This is a genomic window from Streptomyces sp. NPDC050636 (genome assembly GCF_040654775.1).
Taxonomy (GTDB): domain Bacteria; phylum Actinomycetota; class Actinomycetes; order Streptomycetales; family Streptomycetaceae; genus Streptomyces.
The window spans coordinates 55,217-71,953 of the sequence record NZ_JBFAIP010000015.1 but is presented as its reverse complement, the minus strand read 5'-3'; the positions used below and the strand labels follow the sequence as shown (position 1 = coordinate 71,953).

Here is a 16,737-nt window from a genome sequence, read left to right as displayed (position 1 = left end):
CGTAACCCATTCGTGTCGAATTCCGATGCGCCGAAGAAGCGGCCACCACCCCGCCCACCCCTGACAATCACCGACTCCACCCCCACACGTCACTCCCCGTTTATCGGGATTCACACCCTTTGCGCTGCTGCGGCATGGCTGCGCCCGGTGCCGCTCGCCCGGTAGGCTTTCCGTGTGATCTTCAAGCGCATCGGAAATGGGCGGCCGTACCCCGACCACGGCCGGGAGAGCACCCGCCAGTGGGCGGACGTCGCCCCGCGCCCGGTACGCCTCGACCAATTGGTGACGACCAAGCAGCAGCTCGACCTCGAAACGCTGCTCGCCGAGGACTCGACGTTCTACGGCGACCTCTTCGCGCATGTCGTGAAGTGGGAAGGCGATCTCTACCTGGAGGACGGGCTGCACCGCGCCGTGCGCGCGGCCCTCCAGCAGCGCCAGGTACTGCATGCCCGCGTGCTCGAACTGGGCTGACATAACGGGCATCCCAGGCCCGAATTGAGCCTTTTGGGTTGGGTCTCACGCCACGCGTTGATCATTTAGTAGGCATGGCCACCGCCCCGCACTACGCTGCGCCCATGAGCATGCTGACGCCCCCAGGCATGGGCGGTAAGAAGTACCGCATCACGGGCGACAGGTACCCGCGGATGCGCCGTCCCCGACACCGCCGCCGGATCGTCCTCACCATCGTGGCCGCGGCCTGCGCCCTCGGCCTGGCCTGCTGGGGAACCCTGCAGCTCATCGATGTCTTCGGTGGCAGGGGCAATACGGCCCAGGCTTCCCAGGACAAGGAGAAATGCCGGAAGGCCGACACGGCGGGCGGGTCGCACGCCAAGCCCGCCGCCGACAAGCCGCCCAAGCCCGCGGCCCTGACGGTCAATGTCTTCAACGCCACCCCGCACGCCGGCCTCGCCAAGCGCACCGCCGACGAGCTCAAGAAGCGCGGCTTCAAGATCGGCAAGGTGGGCAACGCCCCGGCGGTCTACGACAAGAAGGTCAAGGGCTCCGGGATACTGCTCGGCCCCAAGGCCGCGGCCGGCGGCCCGCTGAAGGTGCTGGCCACCCAGCTGGCAGGCGCGGAGCAGAAGACGGACGACCGCAAGGGCACCGAACTCGACCTGATCCTCGGCGACACGTTCAAGGAACTGGCCAAGCCGAAGGACGCCGCGAAGTCACTGGCCCTGCTGACCAAACCGTCTCCGCCCCCGTCCCGCGACAAGTGCTGAGGCCGCGGCAGAACACGTGAGACCGCAGCACTCGGGCCCCTCGCCATCCATCGGCGAGGGGCCCGAGCAGTGATCGAGTAAGAAATCCGGCCGTCTCAGCCGGCCGTGCCGTACATCCGGTCGCCCGCGTCACCGAGCCCCGGCACGATGTAGCGGTCCTCGTTCAGCCGCTCGTCGACCGCCGCGGTGACCACCGTCACCGGCGAGCCGGCCAGCTCCCGCTCCATGACCTCGACGCCCTCCGGCGCGGCCAGCAGGCAGATCGCCGTGACATCGTCCGCACCGCGCTTGATCAGCTCGCGGATCGCCGCGACCAGCGTGCCGCCGGTGGCCAGCATCGGGTCCACGACATACACCTGGCGCCCCGAGAGGTCGTCGGGCATCCGCGTCGCGTACGTATGCGCCTCGTAGGTCTCCTCGTTGCGCACCATGCCCATGAAGCCGACCTCGGCGGTGGGCAGCAGCCGGACCATGCCGTCCAGCATGCCCAGGCCGGCCCGCAGGATCGGTACGACCATGGGGCGCGGGTGCGAGAGCCGCACGCCGGTGGTCCCCGTCACCGGGGTCTCGATGTCGACCTGCTCGGTGCGCACATCACGGGTGGCCTCGTAGGCGAGCAGGGTGACCAGCTCGTCGGCGAGCCGCCGGAAAGTCGGGGAGTCGGTGCGCTTGTCGCGCAGTGTGGTGAGTTTGTGCGCCACCAGCGGGTGGTCGACGACGTGGATCCGCATGACATCGACAGTAGCCGAGCCTCGCGGCCGCGACGCCCGCCCTGCGGCGCCCGGCGACCGTCCCGGGTGCATATCTGCGCTGGCATCAACCCACCAAAACGAGGGAAAGTGAGCACGTACGCCCGATGCGTCGACTCGGTATCGGGCGAGGACCCACCCGAGGCGGTGTGTGCAGCGTGCCGGACCGTAAGCGGATCGACGACACGAGGGACGCCGATTCCGGTGCCCAGGGCGTCGAGAGCAACGCGGCGCGCCGAAGGCGCCGGGCGCAGTTCCTCCGTGAGCTGCATGAGGCGAGGGAGCTACGGGACCGCGTAAAGCCGCGCCGCGCGCGGGCCGCACGGATGCGCCAGGCGATGCGGATGCGCACGTTCCGCTGGTAGCCCGCCTGCCCCGGTCCTCGTTCCCCGGGCGGTCCCAGGCCCCCGCGCCCCCTCCCGCGCTGCGGCACGTGAGCGACATCTCTCACATCCTCATCACGACGCAGCGCCGAAGACCCCGCGCGAACGCGATGTTTCTGCCACGATTCCGAAGGGGCGGGACCACGGCGTGCAACGCCGCCCCGCCCGGCCCGGCACGCCTATGACCAGTGGGAGAGTCACGGTGTACTTCGCCGCACTGCTCGCGCGCACCGAAGACGGGTGGGAAGCGAGCGATACGGAGCTCGACAATGTGGAGACGCTGGCCGATCTGGCCGAGCTGGCCCGAGAGGTGGCGATCGACGACGACACAGTGGTGGCGCTCATCGAACAGGAGGACGCCTGGTTCGGCGTCATCCGGGTGGACGGCGAGGAAGACCCACGGGTGTTCCTCTCCAATGCAGCCGTTGCCGCAAGAAGCTCGTACGGCGCGATGCTGACCGACGAGCTCCTCGGCCGCGAGGACAACGACGCGGACGACCTCGACAGCCTCGACCTGGACGGCACGGAGGACGGCGAAACCGAAACGGAACCGGAGAACAGCGATGACGACGCGGTGAGCGGCGCGGTACCGCGCGGCCCGCTCGGCGACGCCGAGCTGCTGGAAGACCTCGGAGTCGGCGAGAAGCAGCTGCTCGCCCTCGACGGCGACGCGCTCTCCACCATCGCCGACGCCCTGGGCTGCACGGAAGTCCTGGAAGCCGTGCGCTGAGCCCTGCCGGGCCCGTGTCCCGCCCCTGGGCCCGGCCCCCGGTCACGTCCCCGACACTGGGGACATGACCGTCCCCCCATCCGCCCCTGAGCCCTCCCCCGCGCCCGACCCGCTGCGCGATCCCTGGATCGCCCCGATGCGCCAGGCGCTGGAGGAGGCGGCACGCGCCCCCGGGACCGGTGACGTCCCGGTGGGCGCCGTCATCCTGTCCCCGGACGGCACGGTGCTCGGCACCGGCCGCAACGAACGCGAGGCGACCGGCGACCCGACCGCCCACGCCGAGATCCTGGCGCTACGGACGGCGGCGCGCGCCGTCGGAGAGTGGCGGCTGACCGGCTGCACCCTGCTCGTCACCCTCGAACCCTGCACGATGTGCGCCGGCGCGATCGTCCTCTCCCGGGTCGACCGCGTCGTCTACGGCGCCCGCGACGCAAAGGCCGGCGCCGCCGGCTCCCTCTGGGACGTCGTCCGCGACCGCCGCCTCAACCACCGCCCCGAGGTCATCACCGGCGTCCTCGAAGCCGAGTGCGCGGCCCTGCTCACCGCCTTCTTCCGGGACCGCTGACCAGCGACGGGAATCCGATTTCGGCGCACGGCCCCCTGTGGGCTAAGCTCTCTCTCGGTAGCGTGTCCGAGCGGCCGAAGGAGCGCGCCTCGAAAGCGCGTGAGGGGGCAACTCCTCCGTGGGTTCAAATCCCACCGCTACCGCTCTGAAGACGAAGGCCCCGATCCCCTGCGGATCGGGGCCTTCGTCGTTCCCGTGATTCCCGTCGCTCCGGCCGCCGCATTCCGGCCAACGGCCTTCCGGTCGACGCCAGTTGCGTGCAGGGCCACGGTGACTTCCATGATCGACAATTAGGCTGACACCGGCGGCGCGCACTCAGCGTCATGCCATGACCAAGACCAAGGTCTATGGGGGAATCGGCACATATGCGCAAAATGACCCGTTCGCTGGCAGCGGCCACCGTCGCGACCGCGGCTTTCGCCGGTCTCGCCTTCGCCGGCGCCGCTCCGGCAGGTGCCGCCTCGGCGTCGGCCGGCAGCGCCAAGTGCGAGAAGTACGCCAAGGAAGCGCGCGCACACCTCATAGCAGGCGACCGGTACAAGAAGCTCGCCCAGGACGAGAAGGCCAAGGCGCACCCGAACTGGGACAAGGTCAAGCAGTACTCGTTGAAGGCCGACGACGAGACAAGGACGGGCAAGATCCTCCTGGACACCTACGAGAGGTGCATGAACAGCTGACGCCACTGTCGTCGCTGACCCGCTCAAAACGGCGATGGACCCGGCTCCTGAGAGCCGGGCCCATCGCCGCACCGCGTATCGGGTGCTAGTCGTTACGCCGCCCCAGCGCGCGCCGGACGAAGTGGATGATCAGCCAGATCACCACGATGGCGATGATCAGGAAGATCACGAACAGCACGATCGCGATGATGCCGAGCTTCTTGAAGAAGCCCTTCGACTTCTTCTTCGCCTTCGACTTCCACTTCGACTTCTTGGACTTGAAGTCGGCCAGATCGACATGCGTCGAGCGGTGATGCGACGAGGCGGCGGTGGCGGCCGTCGCGTGCCCCGTGCTCGCCGTACGGGCAGCCGCTTGGGCGGCCGCGTACGTGGTGGTCGCCGCAGTGCGCGGTGCGCTCTGGCTCCCGCCCGCGGCGACGGCCGGTGCGGCAGCCGCGGCCAGCAGACCGAACAGCAGCGCGAGCACCACGGCCGGCCGCCGCTGTGCCGACCGCCTCCGCGTCCGCCGCGAATCGCTTTGCCGGCGTACCGAGTTCATCTCCATGGATCCAATCCCCCTCCAGTTCGGGCGTCCGGCCATTATGGGCGCGGAGGGGCGCCACCCCGGCGGGGCCCCGGCCTGCAGGAGTGCGGCGCGGACCCTTACGGGGAGAGGGACGCAAGGCACCCTCGGCCCGGTTCCGGAGGACCGGCGGGATCTCGGCGAGGCGCGGCGAACGGTGAAGGGGACCGGCGAAAGGGAACGGCGACGGGCCCATGGGGCGGGCGGCCGTTCAGGTCGGGGGAAGCGGCGTCGGGGGGACAGGCCGCCTCCCCCGATGAGGACCGAACCTCCAAGTCCGCGCCGCGGTCAGGGGAAAGCTTGCGGCGCGGACCCCGCAGCGAGGTCCCGATCCCAGGACCAGCGGATTCCTGCCAGATCCGCTGGACACATCACCCATACTGCCGCTCCGACCCGCCTCAACAGCTGGGCGAAGGACCCCATTTGGTGGGCCTTTGGTCCTTAAAGACGGGATCAACGGCGGGCAGGCGACGGGGGCACGACAACCGGTCCCCACCGCCACCGTCGAACACGTGTGGTTACACTCACCCGACTGCACTCGGGAACTGCAGGGACTGCCACAGGGGAGACGGGACTGATGGTGCAAGCGAAAAAGATCGCGTTGTACGTGGTCATCGTCTTCGTGCTCTACACGATCATCACGTCCCCGTCGCGGGCCGCCGATCTTGTCCAGATAGGCTTCGAGGGCATCTCGACCGCTGCCCAGGGTGTCGGCGAGTTCATGACGCAGCTGGTCAGCTAGATATCAGCCGGAGATCCGCCGCACGGAGGCCCCAGTGATCCGCCACCTGGTCCTGTTCAAGCTCAACGAAGGTGTTTCCCGCGACGAGGAGCGGGTGCAGGCCGGCGCCCGCGCGTTCGCGGAGCTGAAAGGCCTGATTCCGGAGCTGGAGTTCTGGGAGTGCGCCTGGAACATCACCGACCGCCCGATCGCCTACGACTTCGCGATCAACTCGGCCGTCGTCGACGCGGACGCCCTCAAGCGCTATATCGAGCACCCGGCCCACCAGGCGGCCGCCACCCAGTGGCGCGAGTTCGCCACCTGGGTGATCGCCGACTACGAGTTCTGAGCCGGCACCCACGCCCCTTCACCGAGCCCCCCGCCCGTACAGGCGGGGGGCTTCGTCGTGCGCTCCGGCGCCGGCCGCATCACGCCAGCACCCCCGCACGCCCGCGTACGGCCTGTATGCGCCCCCATGCGCCCCCACCCCCTCAATCCACAGCCGACCCCGCCTCCACCTCCTACAACGCCTCACGCGCCCCCTGACCCCCATCTGCCTCGCCTCTCACTCAACTCCCCATCCAACTCAGCACTCAACACGTCGTTATGGGGTGCTTGCACACAGTGCACATGTCTTGTGATGCTATGACCGCTTTTGCCCGATACATGCACTGTGAAGGGTGGCGTGACCGTGACGGCCCGTACTGCGCCCAAGGCTCCATCCCGCGAGAGCCGAAGCGCGGACACGCGGGCACTCACACAGGTGCTGTTCGCGGAGCTGGCGGGCCTCGACCCCGGCACCCCCGAGCACACCCGGGTCCGTGCCGCGCTGATCGAGGCCAACCTGCCGCTGGTCCGCTACGCCGCCGCCCGTTTTCGCAGTCGCAATGAACCGATGGAGGACGTCATCCAGGTCGGCACCATCGGCCTGATCAACGCGATCGACCGGTTCGACCCCGACCGCGGCGTCCAGTTCCCGACCTTCGCGATGCCGACCGTCGTCGGCGAGATCAAGCGCTACTTTCGCGACAATGTGCGCACCGTCCACGTCCCGCGCCGTCTCCACGAGCTGTGGGTGCAAGTCAACGGCGCGACCGAGGATCTGACGGTGCTGCACGGCCGCTCCCCCACCACCGCCGAGATCGCCGAGCGGCTGAAAATCGGCGAGGACGAGGTCCTGGCCTGCCTGGAGGCCGGCCGTTCGTACCACGCGACGTCCCTGGAGGCCGCCCAGGAGGGCGACGGCCTGCCGGGCCTCCTGGACCGCCTCGGATACGAGGATCCGGAGCTGGCCGGCGTCGAGCACCGCGACCTCGTACGGCACCTCCTGGTCCAGCTGCCCGAGCGCGAACAACGGATCCTTCTCCTGCGCTACTACAGCAACTTGACGCAGTCCCAGATCAGCGCGGAGCTGGGCGTGTCGCAGATGCATGTGTCGCGGTTGCTGTCGCGGAGCTTCGCCAGATTGAGATCCGCAAACAGGATCGACGCCTAACCGGGATGGGCGACCCGTTCCTGCGCAGATATGTCGACATGGCGCTACAGCGTGTTGCCGACATGTGACATTCTGCTGGAACCGCGTTTGCCGTGGCCCTGCCTCCGGTATTCAGGTGGAGGCATAACTCCTCGGTCCGGCCTGGGCCGGGAGACGCCGTAGCGACCCAACCGCGACCTCAAGGGGGTGGCATGTCCGTAGAACTGGGCAGCTCGAAGGTGCTTTCCGCGATTCCCGCGCCTGCGCCACACGTGCATGACGACGACGCCATCAACACCCGCACGCTCTCCCGCTCCCTCTTCCTGCGGCTGGCCACGCTCGACAAGGACTGCGCGGAGCGTACGTACGTCCGCGACACCCTGATCGAACTCAACCTCCCGCTCGTGCGCTACGCCGCGGCGCGCTTCCGCAGCCGCAATGAGCCGATGGAGGACATCGTCCAGGTCGGCACGATCGGGCTGATCAAAGCCATCGACCGTTTCGATTGCGAACGCGGCGTGGAATTCCCGACGTTCGCGATGCCGACCGTCGTCGGCGAGATCAAGCGCTTCTTCCGTGACACGTCCTGGTCGGTGCGCGTGCCGCGCCGCCTCCAGGAGCTCCGGCTCGCCCTCACCAAGGCCAGCGACGAGCTCGCCCAGAAACTGGACCGCTCGCCGACCGTTCCCGAACTGGCCCTGTGCCTGGGGGTGTCGGAGGAGGACGTCGTCGACGGCCTGGCGGTCGGCAACGCCTACACCGCCTCCTCCCTCGACTCCCCGTCCCCCGAGGACGACGGCGGCGAGGGCTCCCTCGCGGACCGCCTCGGCTACGAGGACTCCGCGCTGGAGGGCGTCGAGTACCGCGAATCCCTCAAGCCCCTGCTGGCCAAACTCCCGGCCCGTGAGCGGCAGATCATCATGCTCCGGTTCTTCGCCAACATGACGCAGTCCCAGATCGGCGAGGAGGTCGGCATCTCCCAGATGCATGTCTCCCGGCTGCTCACCCGCACCCTCGCGCAGCTGCGAGAAGGACTCATCGCAGACTGAGGCCCGGTCCGCCGAGAGGCATGCGCATCGCGCCGCTCGGCGGACAGCTGTACGGAGAGCGGCATGGACAGCGGTACGGAGAGCGGCACGGGATCACTGCGGGTCGCCGGATCGCTGCGGTCTCGTACGAAGTGCCGTACGCCCCTGTACTCCTGACGTCTCGTCAGCAACACTTGCCCGATGCGACGGACGACGACTGTTGCCTCCGCCTCGGCGGCCGTACTGTGTCTGAGCGTTCTGCTCGCCGGCTGCGGGAGCGCACCCGAGAAGGGCTATATCGCGGTGGGCGCGGCAGGCCCCACCGACGGCCGCGCGCCGACGAAGGCCGTACCGCCGGAGGGCGGAGTCGAACTGACGCCTCTGGACGGCGGCAGCGAAGGTCGTGGTGACGGCGTAGGTCGCGGTGACGGCGAAGATCGCGGTGGCAGCGCTACCGAATCCCGCCCCGGCACCACCGGCGGACCCTCACCGGGCACCTCGGCGCCACCAGCGCCACCGCCGGAAGCCCGCCCCGAAGCCCCAGGGGGCAGTTCGCCCTCCCCCAACTCACCCTCGCCGCCCGGTGATTCCGCCTCACCCGGCGGTTCCTCCGCGCCCAAGCCGCCCTCCCCCACCACCCCGGCCGGCCCGGACACCCCCGACGGGCTCGTGATCGGCAAGCCCCGCCTGGCCGGCACGGACGTCCGCTGGTGCCAGAAGGTCACTCTCGACTTCCTCCACACCGGCAAGCAGCCGGTCACCTCCGGCACCGTCACTTTCGGCAGCCACATCATCGGCCCGCTGGGCATCGACTGGGCCACCGTCGACTCCACACACGAGCTCCCCCTGCCCCTCGCCCCCGGCGAGAAGAGGACCGGCACCTGGCGGGTGTGCGTGGACGCCTGGCGGGTCCCGCTGGGCATGCACATCGAAACCCAGGACGCGGCCTTCAACTGGAAGTGACGCCATCGCTGGCTCCGTCACTGACGCCATCACTGACCCCGTCGCAGGATCGGGGCCCGCGCCGGTCAGCTCAACGTCAGCGTCCGCCTCGTCGTGGCCGTGGAGCTGTTCCCCACATAGATGTCGATCGCACCGGGCTCGATCCGGAACTCGCCGTCCGGATCATTGCTCCAGAAGCCCAGGTCCTCGGCGCCGAGGCGGAACCGCACGGTCCGGCTCTTCCCGGCGGCGAGGGTCACCCGGCGGAAGCCGCGCAGCCGCCGGACCGGCTGAACGACGCTGGCGGCGCGATCGTGGACGTAGAGCTGTACGACCTCGTCGCCTTCCCTGTCCCCGGTGTTGCGTACGGAGACCGCGACCTCGACCGTGTCACCCAGCTCCAGCGCCTTGGCGGCCATGCGGGCGGTGCTCAGGCGGGGTTCGCCGATCTCGAAGGCGGTGTAGCTCAGCCCGTGGCCGAAAGCGAACTGCGGGCCGTGCGGCAGGTCCAGGTACTTGGAGGTGTACTTGTTGTCCGGGTCGTACGGGCGCCCGGTGTTCTCGTGGTTGTAGTGGACCGGGATCTGGCCGACCGCGCGCGGGAAGGTGACCGGGAGCTTGCCACCCGGGTTGACCTTGCCGAAGAGAACGTCGGCGATGGCGTGTCCGGCCTCGGTGCCCGGGTGCCATGCCTCCAGTACGGCGGGGGCCCGATCCAGCCAGTCGCCGATGGTCAGCGGGCGGCCGTTGACCAGCACCACGACGAAGGGCTTGCCGGTCTTCGCCACGGCGGCGATCAGCTTCTCCTGCGCGCCGGGCAGCCCGATGTCGCTGCGGGCGGCGGCCTCGCCGCTGAGTGCCGGGGGTTCGCCGACGACGACCACGGCGACGTCGGCGGCCCGGACGGCGGCCACGGCCGCAGGTATGCCGCTGGTGTCCGTTCCCTCCGGGTCGACGCCCCGCGCATGGCCGACCTTCGCCCCGGGCGCCGCCGCGCGGACCGCGTCCAGCACCGTCCCCGAGGGGAACTTGCCCTGCGCGGCGGGCAGTACCCACGTCCCCAGCAGGTCCCCGGAGTCGGCGAACGGGCCGACCACGGCGACGGCGGAGACGGACCGGCTGAGCGGCAGCGTGCGCTGCTCGTTCTTGAGCAGCACCATCGACCGCGCCCCGGCCGTACGCGCCGCGGTACGCGCCCTCTTCGACGGCTCGCGGATCTCAGCGGCCTCGTCCACGTACGGGTCGTCGAAGAGACCGAGCGAGAACTTCAGCCGGAGCACCCGGGAGACCGCGTCGTCCAGCCGGGCGCGGCTCAGCTTCCCGGAGCGGACCAGTTGCTTGCCGTACCGGGTGACGTTGGTGCTGCTCATCTCCATGTCGACGCCCGCGTTGAAGCTCAGCCGCGCCGCGTCCGCACCGTCCTCCGCGAAACCGTGCGCGATCAGCTCCTGGACGCCGGTCCAGTCGCTCACCACCATTCCGACGAAGCCCCACTCCTCCTTGAGGATCCCGGTGAGGGTGTGGGTGTTGCCGTGTGCCGGTATACCGCTGATGGTGTTGAAGGAGGCCATCACGGTGGCCACGCCGGCGTCGACCGCGGCCTTGAACGGCGGCAGATACAGGTTGCGCAGCCGGGACTCCGAGACATCCACGGTGTTGTAGTCGCGTCCGCCCTCCGCTCCCCCGTAGGCCACGAAGTGCTTGGCGCAGGCGGCCAGCCGGTCCCGGGCGCGCAGGCCGTCCGGGCCGTCGCCCTGGTAGCCGCGGACCTTGGCGGCGGCGAAGACGGAAGCGAGATAGGGGTCTTCCCCGTTCCCCTCGGCGATCCGCCCCCACCGCGGCTCGTGGGTGACGTCCATCATCGGGGCGAAGGTCCAGTGGACACCGTTGGAGCGGGCCTCGGCGGCCGAGATCTCCGCGTCCCGCTCGGTGACCGCCGGGTCGAAGGCGGCGGCCTGGGCGAGCGGGATGGGGAAGGTGGTCCAGAAGCCGTGGATGACGTCCAGCCCGAAGAGCAGCGGGATGCCGAGCCGGGACTCCTCGACGGCGATCTTCTGCAGAGCGTTGCTGCTCTTGGCGCCGAAGATACTGAGCACCGATCCCAGCCGGCCGTTCCGTGCGGCTTCCTCGACCTCCTTGGTCTCCCCGCCGCCCGGCCCGGTGTCGTACGTCCACGGCAGCTGCTGCAACTGCCCCAGCTTCTCTTCGAGAGTCATACGTCCGAGCAGCGCCTCGACCTTACGGTCGTGCGGCCTGGGTTCCCGCGCGACGGCCCCGGCACTCGCGATGGGGGCCGCCTGGGCCGGTCCGGCGGCTGCCGTGACGGCACCGGCCGCGGCAACTGTGCCGCCCGCGGCGGTCAGCAGAGTACGTCGTCGAATCCCGCTCATGCCTTCACCTTTTCAATTCAAAACGGTGAGTAACTGCGGTAACTGCCATGATTCCTGCAAGAGTTGATTGAAGCTATGGCGTTGTCACAGGCACGTCAAGGGTTTGGACATGACGCCGACGACGGCATCACGCGACATCACGCCACCCAAACGTTCGGGGGCCCGGGATCACCCGGGCCCCCGTTCGTACGGAAGTCGCGTAGACAAGGCATGCAGTTATGGCGCGCGGTGAAGGCGCGCGTGGAGAGCGCGTCGATACGAAGGCCCCGCTAGGCCCCGACCTATCGGAAAAGCCCTAGGACAGCGCCAGCCACGCCGCGCCGGCCACGACCGCGATCGCCACCATCACGCCGATGATGACGCCCACGCGCGGGCCGGCCGACTGCTGCGGGGCCGCCGCGCGGCCGGCACCGGCCTGCGGGACGCCGCCCTCGTCGACGAAGGCGCGGAACATCTGCGTGCTGCCCGCCGGGTCGTAGTTGCCGTCGGCCTGATTCTGCGGGTTGGTCGCCATGGGGAAGGACCCTAGCGAACCGGGGGCGGAGGGGCACCCCTGGGGCGCGTACCACCACGTATGCACCACGTATGCACCACGCGCGCACCACGCCTACCGCACGTACTCACCACGCATGCAGCACCCGCCCGGCGCCCATCGCCGCCTGACCTGCGACTTTACGTCACAAATCGCCACCCTTGACCTCTCGCCGATGGAGACTTTTGGCTCCCTTTACCCCTACCGCCCCATATTCGTTTGCCTTCAGCAACCAACATTACTTATGGTTGCCCTAAGCAACGAAAGATCTTGGAGGAGCCGGTGGCCGCTCAGAGTCAGTACGAAGAGCTGGCCAGGCAACTCAGCGCCATCGGTGCCGTCAAACGGGAAATGGGGCGGATCCTCCCCCACGACTGCCCGCCCGCGTCGGCCGGCGTACTCACCCTGCTCGACCGGCACGGCGAGATGCGAATGAGCCAGCTCGCCGAGCTGCTCGCCATCGACATGTCGGTGACCAGCCGGCATGTCGCCCATGTCGCCACGCGCGGCTGGATCGAGCGGAAGGCCGACCCGGCGGACAAGCGGTCCCGGCTGCTTCGTCTGACCCCGAGCGGCAAGGAGCTCCTCCAGGAGCTCTCCGAGCGCTACACCCAGTCGCTCGCCCGGTACTTGGACGACTGGTCCGACGCCGACGTCGGCCGTCTCAACGAGCTGCTCGCCAGGCTCCGTACGAGCTTCGGCGACTGCCGCACCCGGGCGCATCACGACGCGGACCACGATTCACGCCACGACTCCACCACCCGTACACCAGCACGATGAAAAGGAACCACATGGCTACGACCACACCAGCCGGTGTGCGGGGCGGCCACGCCAAACACGGAGGCGGCGGACACGGCGCCTCCAACGGGGCACCCATGACGCACCGTCAGATCATGGAGGCGCTGTCCGGGCTGCTGCTCGGCATGTTCGTCGCCATTCTGTCGTCGACGATCGTGTCGAACGCGCTGCCGGAGATCATCCATGATCTGGACGGCGGGCAGAGCGCCTACACCTGGGTCGTCACCGCCGCGCTGCTGTCGATGACGGCGTCCACCCCGCTTTGGGGCAAGCTCTCCGACCTGTTCAGCAAGAAGCTGCTGGTCCAGTTCGCCCTGATCATTTACGTCGCCGGTTCGGTCGTCGCCGGACTCTCGCAGAACACCGGCATGCTGATCGCGTGCCGGGTGGTGCAGGGCATAGGCGTGGGCGGCCTGTCCGCCCTGGCCCAGATCGTGATGGCCGCGATGATCTCCCCGCGGGAGCGCGGGCGGTACAGCGGCTACCTCGGTGCCGTCTTCGCGGTGGCCACCGTCGGCGGCCCGCTGCTCGGTGGCGTCATCACCGACACCAGCTGGCTCGGCTGGCGCTGGTGCTTCTACGTCGGCGTGCCCTTCGCCATCATCGCGCTGATCGTGCTGCAGAAGACCCTGAAGCTCCCCGTCGTCAAGCGCGAGGGCGTCAAGGTCGACTGGGCGGGGGCCTTCTTCATCAGCGCGGCGGTCTCGCTGCTGCTGGTGTGGGTGACGCTGGCCGGTGACAAGTACGACTGGTGGTCGTGGCAGACCGGCGCGATGGTCGGCGGCGCGGTCGTACTCGGCATGATCTTCGTTCTCGTCGAGACCAAGGCTGCGGAACCGATCATCCCGCTGCGGCTGTTCCGCAACAAGACGATCACCCTGGCCTCGCTGTCCTCGCTGTTCGTCGGTATCGCGATGTTCGCCGGCACCGTCTTCTTCAGCCAGTACTTCCAGCTGGCGCGGGGCGAGTCCCCGACGATGTCCGGTGTGATGACGATCCCGATGATCGGGGGTCTGTTCATCTCGTCGACGGTCTCCGGCCAGGTCATCACCAAGACCGGTAAGTGGAAGGGCTGGCTGGTCAGTGGTGGTGTGCTGGTCACTGCCGGGCTCGGGCTGCTGGGCACCATCCGTTACGACACCGAGTACTGGCACATCGCGATCTTCATGGCCCTGATGGGTCTGGGCATCGGCATGATGATGCAGAACCTGGTGCTCTGCACGCAGAACCAGGTCGCTCCCGAGGACCTCGGCGCCGCCTCGTCCGTCGTCACCTTCTTCCGCTCCCTCGGTGGCGCGGTGGGCGTCTCGGCGCTCGGTGCGGTGCTCGCCAACCGCGTCACCCAGTACGTCAAGGACGGTCTGGCCGAGCTCGGCCCCAAGGCCGCGAAGGCGGCCGCCCAGGCCGGCGGGAACAGCGGTGGCGGGATCCCGGACCTGGACGCCCTCCCGGCGCCGCTGCGCACAGTCATGGAGACCGCGTACGGGCACGGTGTCGGCGATGTCTTCCTGTACGCGGCGCCCTGCGCGCTGCTCGCCTTCCTCTTCACGCTGTTCATCAAGGAGGTCGCGTTGAAGACGCGCGGCGGACTGGCACAGAGCGCGAGCAGTGAGAGCCCGAGCGGTGCGGAGGCTGTGGCTTCCGCAGATGCGCCTGCCGCGCCCGCCGCCTCGACGGCCGTCGAGGAGCCGGAGCCCGCCCTGGTGGGTGCCGGCGCCCCGCCCGTCGCCTACGACTCCTCCAACTCTTCCCATTCCTCCACTTCCTCCACTTCCTCCAACGATGGCGGTCATACGCCCTCCTGGGCGCAGCCGGCCGCGGCGGCGGCCACGCAGCCGCTGGCGGCCTTCGCGTCAGCCGGTGGCGGCGACAGCGCCCCGGCTGGGTCCGCGATCCACGGCTTCGTGCGCAACCCGGAGGGCAACCCCGTCCCGCGCTCCGCGGTGACGCTGATCTCGCTCAGCGGGCGTCAGCTGGGCCGCTCGGTCGCCCAGGCCAACGGCTCGTACGTGCTGAACGCCCCCGGCGCCGGCTCGTATGTGCTGATCGCGGCCGCCGACGGGCACCAGCCGCAGGCGTCCACGGTCGTCGTCGGCGAGCAGCCGCTCGGTTACGACATCCTGCTCAGCGGCACCAGCGGCCTCGGCGGGCAGGTCCGCAGCGCGGTCACCGGCGCGCCGGTCGAGGGTGCCATGGTCGTCGTCACCGACGTCCGCGGTGAGGTGCTGGCCACCGGAAAGACCGGCGCCGAGGGCCACTTCGCCTTCGACGACCTGGCCACCGGCTCCTTCACCGTCGCCGTGAACGCGGCCGACTACCGGCCGACCGCACTGCCGGTCGAGGTCGGCGGCCAGGGCACGACCCGTATCGAGGTCGAGCTGCTGGCCGGGGCACGGCTGCAGGGCGTCGTACGGGCGGGCGGCCAGAGCGGCGCCCGGCGGCCGCTGCCCGACGCCCGGGTCACGCTGGTGGACGCGGCGGGCAATGTCGTCGCCACCTCGACGACCGGGGACGACGGCGCGTACGCCTTCACCGACCTGGACGCCGGCGACTACACGGTCATCGCGAGCGGCTACCCGCCGGTCGCCAGCGGCCTGTCGGTCGACGCGCGCGGGGTCGACGGTTACGACGTCGAGCTCGCTCACCCCGGGGAAGCGGGTACGCCGGGGTGAGCGTGGCAGGAGCCATGGTCGGTCGCGCGTTGAGCGGGCGCCGGCCCTGACACCACGCCCGGGATACCGGACCGAGGAATCCCGGCATCAAGACCCCGGTCCGGGGCGCGCTTTGAGCGGAGACGCGCCCCGGTCCGGCCCAGGGCTCCGGCGGCGGCTGTGCGCACAGGCAGGGGACGGCCTGCACGCCGCCGCCCGGAGCCCGACATTCCGCCAAGCTCTCGGCTCCGCCAGAGCAGGGGCACCCCCATGAGGCAACACACGGGAGAGGCAATGACTTCGACGGGCGCGGGAGCTGCCGGCCTGCGGGCGCAGATCCGCACACGCGACGGCTGGGCGGTCCAGCACGCCGTACTGACCGTCACCGATATGACGGGCACTCAGGTGCTGCGCGCATCGGCCGACGAGGAAGGCGCCATCCGCAGCGCACAGCCGCTGGCCGCGGGCCCGTACACGGTCATCGTGACGGCCGTCGGCTATGCCCCGGTCGCCTCCAGCGCGATCGTGACGGCGAGCGGCCGGATGGACGTCGGCAGTGTGGTGCTGGCGCGGCAGGGCGGCGCGGAGCTGCCGCCGCCCGGAGCCTGGACGATCGACCCGATGCATTCAACGGTGGCCGCGGTCGCCCAGCACCTGGGGATCTCCAGCGTGCACGGCCGGTTCACCGAGTTCGGCGGGCGGATCGAGATCGCCGAGGACCTGGAGAAGTCGACGGTCGAGGCGGTGATCAATGCCTCGACCATCGACACCGGCAATGGCATGCGGGACGGGCATCTGCGCTCCGAGGACTTTCTGAACGTCGACGCGTTCCCGGAGATCACCTACCGCAGCACCGGTCTGGAGCCGGCCGGTCCGGACCGCTGGACGGTGCACGGCGAGCTGGCACTGCACGGCGTCGTACGGCCCGTCGATCTGGCCCTGACCTACCTCGGCACCGGGCCCGACCCGTGGGGCGGGGTGCGGGCCGCCTTCCGGGCCACCGCGGAACTGCGCCGCGAGGACTTCAAGATGAACTACAACCAGGTGGTGGCGGCCGGAATCGCGGCGATCGGTACGACGTTGCGGGTGGAGCTCGACATTCAGGCAATTCAAGGCGGACAGGCGATTCAAGGCGGCCAGGCGGTGCAGGGCGAGAGCCTGCCGACGGGGTGATCCCGGCGCCATCCCGCTCCTCCTCGTCAGGCCGTAGACGTAGCCGTAGCTGTAGCTGTCGCCGAAGCCGTGGCTGTCGCCGTTCACCACACATAGCCACATGGCCACATAGCCACATAGCTCGCTCGGGCCACTCCTT

General features: G+C 69.5%; 18 protein-coding genes and 1 tRNA gene. 15 read left to right on the top strand and 4 right to left on the bottom strand.

Annotated features, from left to right (window positions below; translation table 11 throughout):
- The first annotated feature begins 174 nt into the window (after positions 1-174).
- Both AB0I10_RS15260 and AB0I10_RS15255 read left to right on the top strand, forming a co-directional pair.
- On the top strand, positions 175-471 hold the full coding sequence (locus AB0I10_RS15260; protein ID WP_030084955.1) for a type II toxin-antitoxin system VapB family antitoxin: 297 nt from the start codon (positions 175-177) through the stop codon (positions 469-471).
- Between the two features lie 104 nt (positions 472-575).
- On the top strand, positions 576-1,223 hold the full coding sequence (locus tag AB0I10_RS15255) for a LytR C-terminal domain-containing protein (protein WP_363152916.1): 648 nt from the start codon (positions 576-578) through the stop codon (positions 1,221-1,223).
- Positions 1,224-1,318: 95 nt separating this feature from the next.
- Here the strand turns inward: AB0I10_RS15255 and upp are convergent, their stop codons facing one another.
- Positions 1,319-1,954, bottom strand: a complete 636-nt coding sequence (upp, locus tag AB0I10_RS15250) for a uracil phosphoribosyltransferase (RefSeq protein ID WP_363152915.1) — start codon at positions 1,952-1,954, stop codon at positions 1,319-1,321.
- A 176-nt stretch (positions 1,955-2,130) separates the two neighbouring features.
- Here upp and AB0I10_RS15245 point away from each other — a divergent pair, with 176 nt between their 5' ends.
- The 5 genes from AB0I10_RS15245 (at position 2,131) to AB0I10_RS15225 (ending at position 4,327) form a co-directional block, all read left to right on the top strand.
- Complete coding sequence (locus tag AB0I10_RS15245) at positions 2,131-2,337, top strand: hypothetical protein (protein ID WP_363152914.1); 207 nt, start codon at positions 2,131-2,133, stop codon at positions 2,335-2,337.
- Between the two features lie 220 nt (positions 2,338-2,557).
- Positions 2,558-3,085, top strand: coding sequence for a hypothetical protein (locus AB0I10_RS15240; protein ID WP_363152913.1), 528 nt, complete (start codon positions 2,558-2,560; stop codon positions 3,083-3,085).
- Between the two features lie 64 nt (positions 3,086-3,149).
- A complete protein-coding gene (gene tadA / locus AB0I10_RS15235) occupies positions 3,150-3,650 on the top strand; it encodes a tRNA adenosine(34) deaminase TadA (protein WP_363152912.1) in 501 nt (166 codons plus the stop codon).
- 56 nt (positions 3,651-3,706) lie between these two features.
- A tRNA-Ser gene (locus AB0I10_RS15230) sits at positions 3,707-3,793 on the top strand.
- 222 nt (positions 3,794-4,015) lie between these two features.
- Entirely contained in the window at positions 4,016-4,327 is a 312-nt protein-coding gene (locus AB0I10_RS15225) for a hypothetical protein (protein ID WP_363152911.1), read from the top strand.
- A gap of 85 nt (positions 4,328-4,412) precedes the next feature.
- On the opposite strand, the gene AB0I10_RS15220 is transcribed toward AB0I10_RS15225, so the two are convergent.
- On the bottom strand, positions 4,413-4,871 hold the full coding sequence (locus tag AB0I10_RS15220) for a hypothetical protein (RefSeq protein ID WP_363152910.1): 459 nt from the start codon (positions 4,869-4,871) through the stop codon (positions 4,413-4,415).
- Positions 4,872-5,466: 595 nt separating this feature from the next.
- Here AB0I10_RS15220 and AB0I10_RS15215 point away from each other — a divergent pair.
- From AB0I10_RS15215 to AB0I10_RS15195, 5 genes are all read left to right on the top strand, one after another.
- A complete protein-coding gene (locus AB0I10_RS15215; protein ID WP_363152909.1) occupies positions 5,467-5,631 on the top strand; it encodes a hypothetical protein in 165 nt (54 codons plus the stop codon).
- 34 nt (positions 5,632-5,665) lie between these two features.
- On the top strand, positions 5,666-5,959 hold the full coding sequence (locus tag AB0I10_RS15210) for a Dabb family protein (RefSeq protein WP_363152908.1): 294 nt from the start codon (positions 5,666-5,668) through the stop codon (positions 5,957-5,959).
- 336 nt (positions 5,960-6,295) lie between these two features.
- Positions 6,296-7,105, top strand: a complete 810-nt coding sequence (locus tag AB0I10_RS15205) for an RNA polymerase sigma factor SigF (protein ID WP_189308280.1) — start codon at positions 6,296-6,298, stop codon at positions 7,103-7,105.
- A 191-nt stretch (positions 7,106-7,296) separates the two neighbouring features.
- Entirely contained in the window at positions 7,297-8,133 is an 837-nt protein-coding gene (locus AB0I10_RS15200; RefSeq protein WP_136742149.1) for an RNA polymerase sigma factor SigF, read from the top strand.
- Positions 8,134-8,313: 180 nt separating this feature from the next.
- Positions 8,314-9,075, top strand: a complete 762-nt coding sequence (locus AB0I10_RS15195) for a hypothetical protein (protein ID WP_363152907.1) — start codon at positions 8,314-8,316, stop codon at positions 9,073-9,075.
- Between the two features lie 65 nt (positions 9,076-9,140).
- Here the strand turns inward: AB0I10_RS15195 and bglX are convergent, their stop codons facing one another.
- A complete protein-coding gene (bglX, locus tag AB0I10_RS15190) occupies positions 9,141-11,444 on the bottom strand; it encodes a beta-glucosidase BglX (RefSeq protein WP_363152906.1) in 2,304 nt (767 codons plus the stop codon).
- Positions 11,445-11,739: 295 nt separating this feature from the next.
- Positions 11,740-11,958 (bottom strand): hypothetical protein, encoded by a 219-nt coding sequence (locus tag AB0I10_RS15185; RefSeq protein ID WP_363152905.1) that lies wholly within the window; start codon positions 11,956-11,958, stop codon positions 11,740-11,742.
- A 300-nt stretch (positions 11,959-12,258) separates the two neighbouring features.
- On the opposite strand from AB0I10_RS15185, the gene AB0I10_RS15180 reads away from it, so the two are divergent.
- From AB0I10_RS15180 to AB0I10_RS15170, 3 genes are all read left to right on the top strand, one after another.
- Positions 12,259-12,756, top strand: a complete 498-nt coding sequence (locus tag AB0I10_RS15180) for a MarR family transcriptional regulator (protein ID WP_363152904.1) — start codon at positions 12,259-12,261, stop codon at positions 12,754-12,756.
- Positions 12,757-12,767: 11 nt separating this feature from the next.
- Positions 12,768-15,446, top strand: a complete 2,679-nt coding sequence (locus tag AB0I10_RS15175; protein WP_363152903.1) for an MFS transporter — start codon at positions 12,768-12,770, stop codon at positions 15,444-15,446.
- A 273-nt stretch (positions 15,447-15,719) separates the two neighbouring features.
- Complete coding sequence (locus AB0I10_RS15170; RefSeq protein ID WP_363152902.1) at positions 15,720-16,598, top strand: YceI family protein; 879 nt, start codon at positions 15,720-15,722, stop codon at positions 16,596-16,598.
- Positions 16,599-16,737: the final 139 nt, after the last annotated feature.